The organism is Rhodococcus sp. 14-2483-1-1 (assembly GCF_002259335.1).
GTDB lineage: Bacteria > Actinomycetota > Actinomycetes > Mycobacteriales > Mycobacteriaceae > Rhodococcoides.
Genome location: NZ_NPFX01000014.1, coordinates 197299 through 213303 on the forward strand (window position 1 = coordinate 197299; position 16005 = coordinate 213303).

13 protein-coding genes, 1 tRNA gene and 1 other RNA gene are annotated in these 16005 nt (G+C 61.6%); 10 read left to right on the top strand and 5 right to left on the bottom strand.

The window, feature by feature from the left end; genetic code table 11:
• Positions 1–138 precede the first annotated feature (138 nt).
• Entirely contained in the window at positions 139–1557 is a 1419-nt protein-coding gene (locus CH294_RS12210) for an MFS transporter (protein ID WP_032404528.1), read from the top strand.
• Entirely contained in the window at positions 1554–2300 is a 747-nt protein-coding gene (locus CH294_RS12215; protein ID WP_094738093.1) for a 3-hydroxybutyrate dehydrogenase, read from the top strand. The genes CH294_RS12210 and CH294_RS12215 overlap by 4 nt, the downstream gene beginning before the upstream one ends.
• A gap of 176 nt (positions 2301–2476) precedes the next feature.
• Here the strand turns inward: CH294_RS12215 and CH294_RS12220 are convergent, their stop codons facing one another.
• The gene (locus tag CH294_RS12220) at positions 2477–4582 is read right to left on the bottom strand and encodes a S8 family peptidase (RefSeq protein ID WP_170944700.1); all 2106 of its coding nucleotides are present in this window, start codon (positions 4580–4582) and stop codon (positions 2477–2479) included.
• A 299-nt stretch (positions 4583–4881) separates the two neighbouring features.
• On the bottom strand, positions 4882–5868 hold the full coding sequence (locus CH294_RS12225) for an ATP-binding protein (protein ID WP_141216498.1): 987 nt from the start codon (positions 5866–5868) through the stop codon (positions 4882–4884).
• A 396-nt stretch (positions 5869–6264) separates the two neighbouring features.
• Between CH294_RS12225 and CH294_RS27230 the strand changes: the two genes are divergently transcribed.
• On the top strand, positions 6265–6924 hold the full coding sequence (locus CH294_RS27230) for a hypothetical protein (RefSeq protein ID WP_141216499.1): 660 nt from the start codon (positions 6265–6267) through the stop codon (positions 6922–6924).
• A gap of 437 nt (positions 6925–7361) precedes the next feature.
• Here CH294_RS27230 and CH294_RS12235 read toward each other — a convergent pair.
• Positions 7362–7449: transfer RNA gene (locus tag CH294_RS12235), tRNA-Ser, on the bottom strand.
• A gap of 95 nt (positions 7450–7544) precedes the next feature.
• Here CH294_RS12235 and ffs point away from each other — a divergent pair.
• An RNA gene (ffs, locus tag CH294_RS12240) (signal recognition particle sRNA small type) lies at positions 7545–7639 on the top strand.
• A 54-nt stretch (positions 7640–7693) separates the two neighbouring features.
• Positions 7694–8980, top strand: coding sequence for an aminotransferase class I/II-fold pyridoxal phosphate-dependent enzyme (locus CH294_RS12245; protein WP_094738097.1), 1287 nt, complete (start codon positions 7694–7696; stop codon positions 8978–8980).
• A 61-nt stretch (positions 8981–9041) separates the two neighbouring features.
• On the opposite strand, the gene CH294_RS12250 is transcribed toward CH294_RS12245, so the two are convergent.
• Positions 9042–10559 carry an MFS transporter gene (locus CH294_RS12250; RefSeq protein ID WP_094738098.1) on the bottom strand — a complete coding sequence of 506 codons (1518 nt, stop codon included), beginning with the start codon at positions 10557–10559 and terminating at the stop codon, positions 9042–9044.
• Between the two features lie 105 nt (positions 10560–10664).
• On the opposite strand from CH294_RS12250, the gene CH294_RS12255 reads away from it, so the two are divergent.
• Both CH294_RS12255 and CH294_RS12260 read left to right on the top strand, forming a co-directional pair.
• Complete coding sequence (locus CH294_RS12255) at positions 10665–11336, top strand: TetR/AcrR family transcriptional regulator (RefSeq protein ID WP_094703763.1); 672 nt, start codon at positions 10665–10667, stop codon at positions 11334–11336.
• A gap of 122 nt (positions 11337–11458) precedes the next feature.
• Entirely contained in the window at positions 11459–12754 is a 1296-nt protein-coding gene (locus tag CH294_RS12260) for a lipase family protein (RefSeq protein WP_094738099.1), read from the top strand.
• A 25-nt stretch (positions 12755–12779) separates the two neighbouring features.
• Here CH294_RS12260 and CH294_RS12265 read toward each other — a convergent pair whose 3' ends face one another.
• Positions 12780–13109: a YnfA family protein gene (locus CH294_RS12265; RefSeq protein WP_094738100.1), complete on the bottom strand. Its 330-nt coding sequence runs from the start codon at positions 13107–13109 to the stop codon at positions 12780–12782.
• A 105-nt stretch (positions 13110–13214) separates the two neighbouring features.
• Here CH294_RS12265 and phoU point away from each other — a divergent pair, with 105 nt between their 5' ends.
• From phoU to CH294_RS12280, 3 genes are read left to right on the top strand one after another with little or no spacing between them, the layout of a single operon-like run.
• Entirely contained in the window at positions 13215–13868 is a 654-nt protein-coding gene (gene phoU, locus CH294_RS12270) for a phosphate signaling complex protein PhoU (RefSeq protein WP_094738101.1), read from the top strand.
• 37 nt (positions 13869–13905) lie between these two features.
• Positions 13906–14709 carry a transglutaminase family protein gene (locus CH294_RS12275; RefSeq protein ID WP_052058346.1) on the top strand — a complete coding sequence of 268 codons (804 nt, stop codon included), beginning with the start codon at positions 13906–13908 and terminating at the stop codon, positions 14707–14709.
• A gap of 49 nt (positions 14710–14758) precedes the next feature.
• Positions 14759–15991 (top strand): hypothetical protein, encoded by a 1233-nt coding sequence (locus CH294_RS12280; protein ID WP_141216500.1) that lies wholly within the window; start codon positions 14759–14761, stop codon positions 15989–15991.
• Positions 15992–16005: the final 14 nt, after the last annotated feature.

Consider the following 16005-nt stretch of genomic DNA (forward strand, 5'->3'; position numbering starts at 1 on the left):
TGTGCAGTTTTGCAGATCCCACCTGCGTTCATGGCTCTTGCGCCCAGAAACATCTGCACCAATACTCAGAGCAACCCCGCTACATGTGTGGTCTGTCACAGATACGAGCACGCAGTGCCGAGCAACACAGGAGAAGATATGAGCGTCGATCAGCCGCTGACCGAACGACCCGAACCACCGGATCCCGATGCCACCCCCGCAGGCCTGAAGAAGGTCGTCGGAGCGTCGATGGCAGGCACCATCGTCGAGTGGTACGAGTTCTTCCTCTACGGCACCGCCGCAACGCTGGTGTTCAGCAAGATCTTCTTCGCTGCCGGAACCAGTGAGCTCGACGCGATCCTCGCGGCTTTCGTCACCTACGCCGTCGGCTTCGTCGCTCGACCGTTGGGCGGCATCGTCTTCGGCCACTACGGCGACAAGTACGGCCGAAAGAAGTTGCTGCAGTTCAGCCTCGTCCTCGTCGGCGGAGCCACGTTCCTCATGGGCTGCCTGCCGACGTTCGAGGCGATCGGCTACTGGGCACCGGCATTGCTGGTGACGCTGCGCTTCATTCAGGGCTTCGCCGTCGGCGGCGAATGGGGAGGCGCGGTTCTCCTTGTGGCAGAACACAGCCCGAACAAGTCTCGCGGATTCTGGGCCAGCTGGCCGCAGGCAGGCGTGCCCGCAGGTAACCTGCTCGCCACCGTCGCGCTGCTGGTGCTGACGACCACACTGTCCGACGAAGCCTTCCTCAGCTGGGGCTGGCGCGTCGCGTTCTGGCTCTCTGCCGTCATCGTTTTCGTCGGCTACTACATCCGCACCAAGGTCTCCGACGCCCCGATCTTCCTCGAGGCACACAAGCAGGCCGAGGTCATCAAGGCTGCGTCCTACGGCGTCTTCGAGGTCGTGAAGCGTTACCCGCGTGGCGTATTCACTGCGATGGGCCTGCGCTTCGGTGAGAACGTCATGTACTACCTCGTCGTCACCTTCTCCATCACGTACCTCAAGGTCGAGGTGGGCACCGACACCAGCACGATCCTGTGGTGGATGCTGATCGCCCACGCGATCCACTTCTGCACAATTCCGTTGGTGGGCAGGCTCGCCGACCGCATCGGTCGTCGTCCGGTCTACTTCGCCGGTGCGCTCACCGCGGCCACGTGGGGCTTCTTCGCGTTCCCCATGATGAACAGCGGACACAACGTCGTCATCCTGCTGGCCATCATCATCGGCCTGATGTTCCACGCCTTCATGTACGCAACGCAGCCCGCCATCATGGCCGAGATGTTCCCGACGCGGATGCGGTACTCCGGAGTGTCGCTCGGTTACCAGGTCACGTCGATCGTCGCAGGTTCACTGGCTCCGATCATCGCGGTCAAGCTGCTCGACATCTACGGCTCGTCCGTACCGATCGCGGTGTACCTGGCCGTGGCCTGCGCGATCACCGTGGTGGCCGTCGTCGTCGCTCGGGAGACCAAGGGACTGGCGCTCGAAAGCATCGACATCGCCGACGCCAAGAACCTGGCCACCGAGGCCGAGTTGGCGAAGGCCGGTCTGCTCGATCAGAATGCACAGCGGTGACCGACCTGACCGGACGCTCCGCCCTCGTCACCGGGGGAGCGTCCGGCATCGGGGCCGCGTGTGCGCGAGAGCTCGCCGGCCGCGGTGCACGCGTCACCCTCGCCGATGTGAACGACGTTGCCGCAAAGGAATTGGCGTCGGAGATCGGCGGTGAGGTGTGGTCGGTGGATCTGCTCGACACCACCGCGCTGGACGATCTTCGCTTGGACATCGACATCTTGGTCAACAACGCGGGTATCCAAACCGTCGCACCGATCGTCGACTTCGACCCGGGCGCGTTCCGCAGAATCCAGACGCTGATGGTCGAGGCTCCGTTCCTTTTGGTTCGGGCTGCGTTGCCGCACATGTACTCTCGCGGCTTCGGGCGGGTGGTCAACCTGTCGTCGGTGCACGGACTGCGGGCCTCGGAGTTCAAGGTCGCGTACGTCACCGCCAAACACGCACTCGAAGGACTGTCGAAAGTGACGGCCCTCGAAGGCGCAGCCCACGGAGTGACGAGCAACTGCGTCAACCCGGGATACGTACGTACGCCATTGGTCGAGAAGCAGATCGCAGACCAGGCCAAGGCACATGGGATTCCCGAGAACGAAGTACTCGAAAAGGTGCTGCTGACGGAGGCTGCCATCAAGCGACTCGTCGAACCGGCCGAAGTCGCCTCACTGGTGGGCTGGTTGACCTCCGAGAACGCGGGCATGGTCACCGGAGCGTCGTACACGATGGATGGTGGTTGGTCGGCTCGATGAGCGGGTACTCGCTAGACGGTGTGCAGTTTGTCCTTCCAAGCGCTCTCGGCTCACGTGCACAGCCGTGGGTGCCTCTCTGAGTGGGATCGGCGGTATCGACTGGTTTAGACGCGATACTGGCGGGCCAACCGGCAGTTGAATGGCTGATGTTTCGTTAAGGTGGGCTCGACACAAATTCAGAGTTCGATCTCGACGGACACTCGTGCTCTAGCAGCATCTACGCGCAGTCGCATTTCGTCACGAATTTGTCCCAGTGCCGGCGCCGACCATAGGCGAGTGGTTACAGCGTATGGCTGCAATGCAAAGGTTGAGTCCCACCGATTGATATTCTGAACAACGAGCAGTAGTTCCTCGCCGCCGGATCTCTTCAATGCCCTCTTCCACGATAATCGCCCCACCTGGTTGGCGCCCAGTTTTCGCTGAGTGGCACTCGGGGAAAGTCTAAGCCGCTGTGTCGCACCTAGGTCTGTCACGCGTGAGGTCCCCTGGTCGCCAGCCTCCATATCTTTCAGGAATAATTCCAGAACCTGCTGAGGCGGAATTCCTCTCACAACCTCGAAAGACATTCTGCTGCCGGTGTAGTCCAGCCTGCGAGCACGGGTAGGGGGGTCGAAGGCTAAAGTCACGGTAATGCCGCGACTTAGCGAGTTTCCGGATACAAAGAACGAGTTCGGGATAGGAATTGCGTACAGGTGTACCCCATTAACCGAGATCGTATCCTGGGCCATCAAGGTTACATCGAATTCGTCGCCTGCTATCGCGGCACTTTCTTTAAGGGAGCCGTAACCCAGCAACTGGCGCGAACGCTCATTTCGAGTCTCACCTGTGATTGTTGATTCGTCGAAATTGGCTTCGGCGGGGGTTGTTGCTTGAAGCGTAAGGGCCCGGATTAAGTTGGATGAAGTCGATGGATATGCTGCCTCAATAATTGCGGCCACTCGCGCAACCAACGGAGCAGCAAGGCTTGTCCCGCACATGCCGGTTACGAGTGTCGCTGTGCCAGGACGTCCATCTGCAACAGCGATCGATGTGATGGGATCCTGCAGCAGTGCGCTCGTGCCGAGCTGAACCGTCAGAGTGCCTCCAGGTGCCGTTAATTCCGGCTTCGTGGCTCCCCCGAGTCCAGGTCCGCGCCTGCTAAACGGCGCAGGCCATCCGTTGCCTCCGAGCGCGCGGCGATCGATAGCGAGCGGGCCATGCGGTGGAACAGTGGCACCGACCGTGAGGGCCAGCGCTGCTGGTGCTGGGTCGAGAATGGTTGAATTAGGGCTATCGATTAATTTTCCTGCGTACTGTTGGGAAATTTGGCTATCAAACGGAATATAGTATGAGGCTGGGGTGATGTTCCCTGAAGGAACGATCAACACAATTTGAAGTTCACGCGACAGCGAGTCAAGTACTGCTGCTAGCTGGGCGGCGCGCCGCCCTCCAAAGATGGCACCTTGGTCGCCGATGCTGAGATTTATTACACGAACTGCCCGGGCGGCCAGGTATCTCACTGCCTGGTCGATCTCTCTGGCTGGCAAGCTGCTGTAAGGGAGTTGATTGTTTGCGTCCAAAATCTTCACGGAAAGTACACCGCACACTGTAGGAGACCAGTCGCCCGAGGCCAGCCCGGCTTCAAGGGGGCCGTGTGAAACTAAGCTAGAAACGGCTGTGCCGTGGCCGTTTTCGTCACTTCCGGACGAGAACTCAACCGATAGTGCAACGGCATCCAGAACGCTACCTGCAAGTAAGGGATGCCCGGCCATCACGCCAGAATCCAGGATGCCTACAACAGGCGCGTCTTTGCCGACTTGAGGAACATTGACTAAGTCGTCGGCCTCCAGATTCGCAAATGAGGCGACGTCGAAGGTGGCCTCGACAACGAGTTCTATATCAGCGATTAGGTCGAGATCCGCAAGAACGCTGATTATGTCGATCGTCGCTTCGATTCGGAGTAAAGAAACTCCTGCAGTATCAGAAATAAATTGATCAAGAACCGTACCTCCGCCTCTGGAGACGGCATCCGATACTTCGGTCAGCCAACTGAAGCTAGTTTCGGATTCGCCGTGATACCACACCTCGATATCGGCGAGATACTTGTCCGCATCCGTTACAGACGGAAGCGCTTGAGCGAGTTCGGGGCCAATACGGTCAACCCGGCCAAATTGTCTTATCTCCGAAATGCTGTCAAAGAATGAGGCGTAGCGGTGGTTCTTTTGTCCTTCCGGCGGCATTTCGCCGTACTGCTTCAGTCGATCGAGGAAGGCTCCGAGTTCCGCATCCTCGGAGAAGGCCACCACCTGATGGTCGGTTGCAGAGTCGACTACCCTAAGGCCGGACCGCGACCAACTGCTTTCTTGGTCCACCCCCGTTTTCGTGGGTTCTGTTTCGATGACCATGACCAGTTGAGGATCAATCCCAAGAACGGGTGGCCGCGCCTTAGTTGCGGTAATTAAAAGCCTAGCGGCATCTGCGAGTGCGGAGGAATGTGACGACGCGTTCCTGCCTGAGCCCCCGAATCCATTCTTTTGAGGTCGCCTAGGGCCCTGAACCGATACTCTTTCGAGCTTGAGATGTTTGAAGTCTTCGGGCCGTGTCATCGGAGAAATTTGCCGCTCTGCGCGAAGCGCTCCCGGCGTTGCCGAGCCGCAAGCACCAAGTCAGATGTTTGCAACTGCGTTCTTAGGTCGAGAATGGAAGCGCGAACTGCGTCGTTGCACACCATCTCAACTTCTGCAGGAGATAGGCCGGCCAAACTCCTCGCAACCTCACGGCGGTTTATTCGCCCTCTGGTCTTGCGTAACTTTATGCTGAGTAATTTTTCAATCTGAGTTTGTGTGGGAAGGCGGTACCCGCAGACCTCGTCAAACCGTCTCCATAAAGCGGTGTCCAGCATTGACGGATAGTTCGTAGTGGCAATAACCAAGTTGCTGCCACTGCTTTCTTCGAGAGTTTGCAGAAGTGCCGTCACAATGCGGCGCATTTCCCCGTGGTCATCCCGGGCGCGATCGGCACCCAGCATATCTATCTCATCGAATAGCAGCACCCATGAGCCAGAGTCGGCATAGTCCATAACACGGTCCAGGTTGCGTGAAGTCTCTCCGAGATATGATGACACCACAGCCGAAAGCTTCACCACGAGCAATGGTAACCCAAGTTCAAACGCAAGAGCCTCGGCAGTCTTCGACTTTCCGGTACCGCTTGGGCCTGTAAGCAAGAGGCGTCGTCTGGGGTACAAGCCCCGCGAAAGCAACAGTTCTTTGTGGCGATGTTCGCGAAGTATTTCCTCCAGTAGTTGATCCTGGTCGCTGCGAAGAACCAGATCGTTGAGTCTGTGAACTGGGGAGCGCACGCTGACGAGCGGTATGTCGTCTCGCCCCGTGGGCAACGGTCTCAGGCTTGAGACGCCTAGCGGGTCAGGCTTCGCCGCACGGCTCGCCAGGGTTTCCAGTTCAAAAGCCAGCGTGTCCTGGCCCTGACTCCGAGCATCAGACACACTTTGCTGAACTGCTCGTCTGAAGGAGGGCATGTTCCCTTTCCCGTGGTCGTCCATTAGCCGTCTGACGTGCTCGGCTGTAGCCACGAGACCTCCGTTCCCAGCAAGCGATTAGCGTCCTTGTTCGATGGTATCGTCACCGAGGCTGAGGAGGGCAATGTTAGATCTCGTATCGTATGCATCGACAGATGACGGCAAACTGGCAGACGCTGTTGCTTCAGAGTTCGCGCAAGAAACGACCGCGACCTACGTGCTCCTAACGGGGAAGTGCACACGATGCGACCATACGTTTACCGCCGAGCTACCGCTCACCAAGTCTGATGTAGTCCCAGGGGCCGGGGTTACCGGGATGGGTGGTAACGCCCAGCTGGAGGCCAGTCCAGTTGACCACGTCGTCATCTGTAGCTGCAGCGAGGCACACCCCGGCCAGCCAGAGGGCCTTCAGGGGTGCGGAGCAATGGCGCGAGTCACGGTCGGTGCACCATGACGTCAGGCAATGCGCCATTCACAGTGAGACCATCGGCGCAGGGGGCAATTCCATCGGACGCTACCTGGCAACGCGAGGCAGAACGCCTGCGTTACGTTGGCTTAGAATCGATCCGTCGTGCAGCGAGCCAATGGGCGACAGTGATGTTGGCGGTCACCGGGTTGCTGTCGTCTGCGTCTGCCATTGCTGCTCCTGATGGGCTTGCCAGTCTTTCGGGCACCATTCCAAGGATCTGGTCGGCAGGCTTGATCGGTGCAGGCCTGATCCTCGCGGTGATTTCTGTCGGACTCGCGGCATCGGCGGGCGCAGGCAAGGTTTCGCGTGTGGTGCTTACGGGACCAGAACTCAGAACTCTTTCCGCTACTGAGGCGGAGTCTGCTCGAACCAAGCTCTTCATTAGCCGCCTTCTTGCACTTGGAGTTCTCCCGCTTTACCTGGCTGGATTTGCAGTCATGGCCTTCACGCCAATCGACGACGCGGAGCGGCTGATGAGCGTGGAAACATTAGACGGACTAACTGTATGTGGATTGTCCGCAGGTCCAAAGTCGGGTTTGATCGAAATAAACTCTGCGACAGGGATTTTGGCTTTCCCTGTCGAGCGCATACGAGAGATTGAACTCCCAACGAGTTGTCCGGTTCCGCAAGCAGCAGGGTGAAATCCAACGCGAGGCGTGGGTTCCGGCGTTTTAACGGTTCTAGGTGCGCTACGCATTCATTGTCGGTTTCGAGACGCCCAGTGTACGTTCTGTCCAAGTTTGAGGTCGACTCAATAGCCCTATCGCTGGCCGTGTAGGCAACGCGAAGTTGACGATTGCTTGAGGGCAACGTGCTTAGCGCCGGCGTCTGCTTCAGAGTTCAGGTGAAGGCGAACACGATTCAAACGCCCTTGATTCTCCAATGCGCATCCCTTGGCCGTCGAGGTATCGCACGGTCGCCAGAGCTTCCTCCTCGACATCACAGGCTCGAAGCGAACAGTGAGTGTGCTCTGGAGGCGGTAGCCGCTGTTCGTGCGGCGTACGCTGAGACGTCAAGGTCAGGGGTGCGACACCTCTCAACGGCAAGAAGCCCCCGTGACATGTCACGGGGGCTTCTCTGGCGGAGGATAGGGGATTTGAACCCCTGAGGGCGTTAACCCAACCCGCGTTCCAGGCGAGCGCCATAGGCCACTAGGCGAATCCTCCGTGGGGGAGCTTACCCGGTTACCCCCACCATCTCCCAAATCGGGAGGCGCGAAGGGTGGTGATGCGTTCTCATCTCGGGGACGGCTACACTTCCTAACGGATCCCGCGCGGCGCGCATCCTGTGAACTCCCCCAGGGCCGGAAGGCAGCAAGGGTCAATGGGCTCTGCCGGGTGCGCGGGGTCCCCTTTATTTCAGTGACATCAACACTGTCCGGGGAACCCAGTCACCGAGAGGCCGCTCCGCATGCCAGCGCAAACCCAGTTGGGTCTGATGAACCATGAGGAGCTCGCCTCCGAGCACGAGCGGCAGAGCGCGAAGTACACGCAGCTCAAGGCCGAGAATCTGAAGCTGGATCTCACCCGCGGCAAGCCGTCACCCGAGCAGCTCGATCTCGCTGCCGATCTGCTGACGCTTCCCGGCGCGGATTTCAAGGACGGCAACGGCACCGATTGCCGCAACTACGGCGGCCTCGCGGGTCTGCCGGAATTGCGTGCCATCTTCGGCGAACTGCTCGGCATCCCGGTGAAGAACCTGGTGGCCGGTAACAACGCCAGCCTCGAGATCATGCAGGACCTGGTGGTCTGGGCACTGCTGCACGGACTACCGGATTCCCCGCGCGCGTGGTCGGCCGAGCCCAACGTTCGCTTCCTCTGCCCGGCTCCCGGTTACGACCGACATTTCGCGATCACCGAGAGCTTCGGCATCGAGATGATCCCGGTTCCGATGGGGCCCGACGGCCCGGACGTGCACGAGATCGCCACTCTGGTGGCGTCGGATCCGCAGATCAAGGGCATGTGGGTGGTGCCGAACTACGCCAATCCCACGGGTGCCGTGTACTCGGAGGAAATCGTTCGCGCGCTGGCCACCATGCCCGCTGCAGCGTCCGACTTCCGTCTGTTCTGGGACAACGCCTACGCGGTGCACCCGCTGACCGAGGAGTTCGCGCCGTCCTACGACGTCATCGGGATGGCAGCCGAGGCAGGTTTCCCCAATCGTGCATTCGTGTTCGCCTCGACGTCGAAAGTCACGTTCGCCGGTGCGGGCGTCAGCTTCTTCGGTAGCTCCGAGGAGAACCTCGCCTGGTATCAGAAGCACCTCGGCAAGAAGAGCATCGGTCCGGACAAGCTCAACCAGCTTCGGCATCTGCGTTTCTTCGGCGACGCCGAGGGGGTGCGGGCTCACATGGCCAAGCATCGCGAGATCCTGAAGCCCAAGTTCGCCCTGGTGCAGCAGATCCTCGAAGATCGGCTCGGGGCGTCGAAGATCGCCTCGTGGACCGAACCCAAGGGCGGTTACTTCATCAGCCTCGACGTGCTCGAGGGCACGGCCGCTCGCTCGATCGCGCTGGCCAAGGACGCCGGAATTGCGTTGACGGCCGCCGGCTCGGCCTTCCCGTACGGAAAAGATCCGGAAGACAAGAACATTCGCCTCGCCCCGAGCTTCCCCTCGCTCGGTGAGCTGGAGAAGTCGATGGACGGCGTCGCGACCTGCGTGTTGCTGGCCGCGACGGAAAAGCTGCTCGAAAGCTGAACGCACGTGAGCGGAACCTCGTAGCAGGCTACGAGGTTCCGCTCACATGCGGCGAAGCCGCTCAGTGACCGACGACTACCGCACCTTCGGGAGCGGTGGGCAACGGTCCCTTCTTCAGGAGCGTGGCCGACAGCACTGCGCCGAGCAGGAAGATTCCCGACGCCCACCAGAACGTGGTGGTGTAGCTGGCGATCTCGGCATTGGCCTGCAGCAGAGCCGCATCGGTTGCCGTTGCCATGTTGGTGCTGACGTAACTGGTGGCCGCGTTGGCGGCGACGGTGCTCAGCAGCGCCGTGCCGATCGAGCCGCCCACCTGCTGCATCGTGTTCACCGTGGCCGACGCGACGCCGGAGTCGTCCGGGTCGACGCCCGAAATCGCGCCCTGCATGGCCGGTGCCATGGTGGCTCCGAGTCCGAGGCCCATGATGACCAGGCCGGGCAGGATGTGCGTGACGTAGCTGCTGTCGATGTCGATCTGCGTCAGCAGTCCCATTCCGACGGAAGCCACGACCAGGCCGGTCGTCATCAGGATGCGGGGTCCGAAGCGGGGGAGGATCAGTGCCGTGGACAGTGTCGCCGTGAGAATCAGCGACGCGATCATCGGCATGAATGCGAACCCGGTGGTGATGGGTGTGTACTTCAGGGTGTTCTGCAGGTAGTACGTCAAGAACAGGAACACCGCGAACATGCCTGCGCCGGTGACGAATACAGCGAGGAACGATCCCGCACGAGTGCGGTTAAGTACAATCCGCAACGGCAGCAACGGGTGCTCGACGCGCATCTGGATGGTCACGAACACCGCGAGCAGGACGACACCTGCGGCGAGGAATCCGAGGGTGACCGAGTTGCCCCAGCCGTCGGACTCCGCGTGGGCGAAGCCGTAGACGATCGAGAACAGCGCGGCCGAGACGGCGATCGTGCCGGGGATGTCGAGCTTGGGTCGGACGTCGACCTTGTGCTTGGCCAGGAACAGGAAGCCGCCGACGAATGCGAGCGCGGCGAAGATCAGGTTGACGTACAGGCTCCAGCGCCAGTTGGCCCATTCGGTGAGCATGCCGCCGAGCAGCAGGCCGAGTGCGCCGCCGCCGCCGGCGATGGCACCGAAGATGCCGAATGCCTTGGCGCGTTCCTTGGTATCGGTGAAGGTGGTGGCCAGCAGTGACAGAGCCGCAGGCGCGAGAAGAGCGCCGAAGAGGCCCTGACCGGCGCGGGCAGCGACGAGCATGCCGAAGTTGACGGCTGCGCCGCCCACGGCCGACATCAGCGCGAAGCCGACGAGTCCGATGAGGAAGGTGTTGCGCCGTCCGAACAGGTCGCTGAGCCGGCCTCCGAGCAGTAGCAGGCTGCCGAACGCGAGTGCATACGCGGTGACGACCCAGGAGCGGTCGGCGTTGTCGAAGCCCAGGTCGAGCTGGGCGGCGGGGAGTGCGATGTTCACGATGGTCGCGTCGAGCACGACCATGAGCTGGGCCAGTCCGAGCGTCGCGAGAATCAGCCAACGATTCCGATGCGCGCGCTCGTCGACCGGCGAAGTGGTCGACGTGGCGTCGCCCACGTTCTCCGATGAAATGGTGGTCATAGTGTCCTCGGTTCGACTATGCGGAGGTGTACCCTCCGGTTGTAGGGCAAAGGTAGCAGCTAAGTGGAGGAATGTCCTCCGCTTATCGGGTGAAACGGACATCGAATGAGTGTGAGAGCGGACACAACGGCATCGAAGCCCCTACGGGCAGATGCCGAACGCAATCGACGTCGCATCGTGGATGCGGCCCGTGAGCTGTTCGCCTCACATGGCATCGACATCACGCTCGACGACGTCGCTGCGCACGCCAAGGTGGGCGTCGGAACCGTGTACAGACGCTTCTCGTGCAAGGAAGAACTGATCGACGGTGTATTCGAGCAACGCCTCGAAGACATGCTCGCAACCGCAAAGCGGGCGCTGGAGGCGAAGGATCCATGGGAAGGGCTGGTGCAGTTCCTGGCCCAGGTCTGTGAGGGAATGTCGGCGGACCGTGGTCTCGGCGACGTCGTTCTCGGCACGGACGAGGGCTGCCGCGGCATCGCGCAGGTTCGGTCGCGCATCGATCCGTTCTTCGAGAAGATCGTCGATCGGGCACTGGCATCAGGGCAGCTGCGGCCGGACGTCGCGGTCAACGACTTCTATCCGGTGCTCGGCATGATCGGCGCGACCGTCGAGTTCTCCAGCGCTGTCGATGCCGCCAACTGGCGTCGCTACTTCACCGTGTTGCTCGACGGTCTGCGCGGTGACGGCGTCCCGCGATCGACGTTGCCAGGCCGCCCGTTCACCAGCGAGGAAGTCGACGTGGCCAAAGCCGCGATGCATCGGCGACGACGCTGACGGTGAGGAATCCAAACTAGCCCTATGCGTTGTGTGACGCATCACGTAAGGTGCGTCACGATAAGTGCTACACGGGGTAGCGCTCACTTGAAGACAAGTGATCGACGTTGGGGGTTTCCAGGGTGCGGTACAAGCGCGTGTTCGGTTCGGCTGTCGCAGTAGCGGCAGTAATCATCGGGGTGACGGCACCGACTGCGTCGGCTGCTCCGTCCACGGGTTCCACGGTCGAATCCGATTTCTACGTACCGCCGAGCCCGCTGCCCACAGGTTCGCCGGGTGACGTGATCCGTTCGGAGCCTTCGCATCTCGCTCTGTCGGTCCCCGGGATCGGCGGCCCGCTTCCCGGTGCCGCTACTCGAATCATGTACCGCAGCACCGACTCCAACGATGCGCCCAACGCCGTCACCGGCACCTACATCGATCCTGCCGCGGAATGGACCGGCCCGGGTCCGCGTCCGTTGGTGGTACTCGCCCCGGGAACTCAGGGTCAGGGCGATCAGTGCGCGCCGTCGAAGATGCTCAACAACGTCATCACCTACACCCCGCCGCTCGGCTTCATGGTCGAGTACGAGGTGCTCGCGGCGTACTCGCTGCTGTCCCAGGGCTATGGCGTCGTCATCACCGACTACGAGGGCCTCGGTACGCCCGGTGCGCACACGTACGTCAACCGCGCCTCGGAGGCGCACGCTGTGCTCGACGCGGCCCGCGCGGCCCAGAAATTGCAGGGCACCAAGATCTCCGGGGACGGTCCGGTGGCCGCGTACGGCTACTCGCAGGGTGGTGGCGCAGCCGCTGCCGCAGCGGAACTCGCGGATGACTACGCACCCGAGATGAACCTCGTCGGCACCTACGCAGGCGCACCGCCGGCGGATCTGAAGGCCACTCTCGAGCAGGTGGACGGCACCATCCTCACGGGCGTCATCGGCTACACCCTCAACGGTCTGCTCAATTCCGACCCCGGTCTGCGGCCGATCGTCGACGAGAACATCAACGACGCAGGCAAGGCCATGCTGAACTTGGTGGCGAATCAGTGTGTGGGAGAAACGATTCTGAACGTCGGGCTGCACCGCACCAACGAGTACACCAAGACCGGCGAGCCGCTGTCGGTGGTGCTGGACAGGTTGCCCGTCGCTCAGGAGATCCTGGCCAAGAACAAGATCGGTGAACGTACGCCGAATGCTCCGGTGCTGATCCAGTCCGGTACGTCCGACGACATCGTGCCTCACGGACAGGCAGTCGGTCTTGCCGGTGACTGGTGCGGCAAGGGTGCCACCGTGCAGCTGAGCTCCGCGCAGGTTCCGGCAATTGTTCCGGGATCCGGTGCAGGACACCTCATTCCAGATATCTTGGGCCTCGGCGAGGCGCAGAATTGGATCAAGGATCGGTTCTACGGAGTGCCTGCACCGTCGAACTGCTGATCTGCTGAAGTACGGCCCGCGCGAGTCAGCGCGGGCCGTACATGATCACCGCGACACCGATCAAGGCGATCGACGCGCCGGTGATGTCCCAGCGGTCGGGCCGAAAGCCGTCGAGCACCATGGACCAGAGCAGCGACCCAGCCACGAACACTCCGCCGTACGCGGCGAGGATGCGGCCGAAGTTGGCGTCGGGTTGCAAGGTTGCGACAAAGCCGTAGGCGCCGAGGGCGATCACCCCGGCTCCGGCCCACAGCCATCCTCGATGCTCGCGAATTCCCTGCCACACCAGCCATGCCCCGCCGATCTCGAACAGGGCGGCTACCGCGAACAACATGACCGACTTCACAATGTTCATGCAACAAAGGCTCCCACGGCACCGACCCGGTGTAGAAGGATGCGTTTGGGGGTACAGGCCTACAGGCCCCGCGTCGAGGGCTGATTCGGTAGGGGTGAGTAGTACATGAGGGACAGTTACACGGAGGCGCTCGACACTTTGGCGTCGGACCTGTCCGAAATGTCGAGAATTGCCGAGAAGGCAATGGAGGACGCCACCCGGGCATTGCTGACGGCAGACATCGTCCTCGCCGAACAGACCATCGAATACCGCGATGAGATCGACACACTCGCGGTCGAATGGGAGCACGGAGCGTTCGGCTTCCTCGCCTTGCAGGCACCCGTTGCTCACGACCTACGCCGAGTCGTCTCCGGCATCAACATCGTCGCCGATCTGCAGCGAATGGGCGGCCTTGCAGTGCATATTGCCGAACTGGCTCGTCGCCGCCATCCCGCGCACGTACTGCCGCCCGAAGTCGAGGGTGTGTTCGAGCAAATGGGTCGAGTTGCCGTCGCGCAGGCCGAGGCCACACAACGCGTGCTGGATACCAGAGACGCCAAACTCGCCGCAAGTCTGCGCATTCAGGACGAGGAAATGGACGCACTGCATCGCAGCCTGTTCATGTTGACCTCCGCACCCGATTGGCCGCACGGCGTGCCTGCCGCAGTGGACATCACGTTGCTCGGCCGGTTCTACGAGCGCTATTCCGATCACACGGTCGAGGTCGCCAAGAGAGTCATATTCCTGGTGACGGGCGAACGTCTCACCGACGAGTCATGATCTGCGCGAACGGCTCGGAGATGGCAGGATCGGCACGATGAAACGTGACGTCTCCGCGTACCTCGATGTCGACGTGACCGAGGCCAGCACCCTCGAGTTCCAGATCGCGATCGCACCGCATCCAGGAACCGAAGTGTGGGAAGCTCTGTCGTTCACACTCGACGGTCAACCGGTCGAAGCGCAGGAGATCAGCGGCGCGCACGGCACCCGTATCCACAAGCTGTACGCCGGAGTCGGGAAGCTCGAGGCTTCGTACTCGGCAACCATCTACGGCAACACCGAGCCGGCCCCGGTCTCCGATTACGATCTCTCGCTGTACCTGCGTCCCAGCCGCTACTCCGAAGCAGACAAGTTCTTCGGCTTCGCAGCAACCGAATTCGGTTCCTACCCGCCGTCGGAGAAGTTGCTCGCCGAGGTCTCGTCCTGGGTCGGGGCGCGGCTGAGCTACGTCCCGGGCAGCAGCGACCCCATCGACGGCGCTGTGGACACTCTCCTCGCCGGTGCCGGAGTGTGCCGCGATTACACCCACCTCGTGGTGGCCTTGCTTCGTGCGGTCAACGTCCCTGCTCGCCTGGTAGCGGTGTACGCGCCGGGCTGCGATCCGATGGACTTCCACGCGGTCGCCGAAGCATTCGTCGAAGGCCAATGGCGAGTGGTGGACGCGACCTGCCTCGCGCCGCGATCGACCTTGGTCCGCATCGCCACCGGACGGGACGCAGCCGATACCGCGTTCCTGGACAACCACGGCGGATCGATCATCCTCAACAGCGCCGTCGTCGGAGCCGTCGTCGACGGCCCCTTGCCCTTCGACGACATCACCCAGCTGGTCTCGATTACCTGACTGGGTCGCTCCTGATCGGGTCGAGTCGGAGCCGCGTTAGGCTGCGGCCGTGCGAGTCTCTGTGCGACGTGGTGGTGTGCGGACCGATGGGGTGTTCGTCGGCGTTGTCGTAACTGTCGGTGTCGTTGCCGCGGGTCTCACCCACCAACCGATGGGGCAGTCGGGATCGGGCTATCTCAGTGAGCCTGTCGAATACCCCGTCGATATTCCTGGGTGCGAGTCCGTGGAACCGCCCGAGGAAGAGCAGTTCTACGGAGTGCTGACCACAGGCGAGGAGGACTACGACAATCCCGGCTACCCCTGGCTGACGTCGAGAAAAGCGAATGCGATGTCGATCGCAGTGCGCGAGGCCCTTCCCCCTCAGGTCGAGGTCGTGGCCGGCTCGTCGCTCCGGTCCGGCGGTGATCCGCTGGTCTTTCAACCCGTAGCCAGTGCGGACGCAGCGTACGACCCGGGCACATCGGCGGACAGTGTTCTCGTCCGCAACGGTGTCGAAGGTTCGCTGACCGTCAACGTCACCCGTGTCGCAGATGGACCGAAGCCATGCCAGGCCGGATGGCTCGATGCTCGCGAAACACTCCCCGACGGAACCGTCGTCGACACCCGGGACACCTGGGATGAATTCGACGGGGACCGCTCACAGTCCAATATCGTGCGCATGTATGCGCGCGACGGTTCAGTCGTCGTAGCGTCGTCGTCGGACCGGAACGCCGATTACGAGTCCACCGGTTCCGTGCCACTGTCGATCGAGGAGTTGCGCACGATAGCGTTGCGGCCGGAATTGCTCTCGTCCACACCAGTTCCGGATGGAATACTGCCGCTCCCGATTTCGTGTGACACCAATTCCGAGGGCACAGGGCAGTTCTCGTCTCGGACCGTCGATCGCGTCAATGCTTCACTGGACGACTTCTGGCAAGCGGCCGAGATTCCAGTAGAACTCGACAGACCTCTCGGCTCGATGCGAACCTCTCCCTCAGGCTCGGCTGGAGCGTGCGGAGCCGTGAAGGCAGGCGACGGCACCCTCTTGATCAGAGTGATCGACGCGGACTACGAGCCGTCCGAGAACCCCGGTCGTGCAGTGACATTGGCGGACGGTTCACAATTTCGTGACGACAACCCGGGTTCGAGCACAATGACTCTCGACGGAGACCCGATCGAGGAGGTCACGTTGGTCAAACCGTCGGGGACCCGGGTGGACGTGCAGATCGCAGCATTGGCAACCACTGTGGACCGGCCCCTACTGCAGGCAATCGCGTTGGCAGTCGCCGGTTCGGTCGACTGAAAATCGTGATCTAC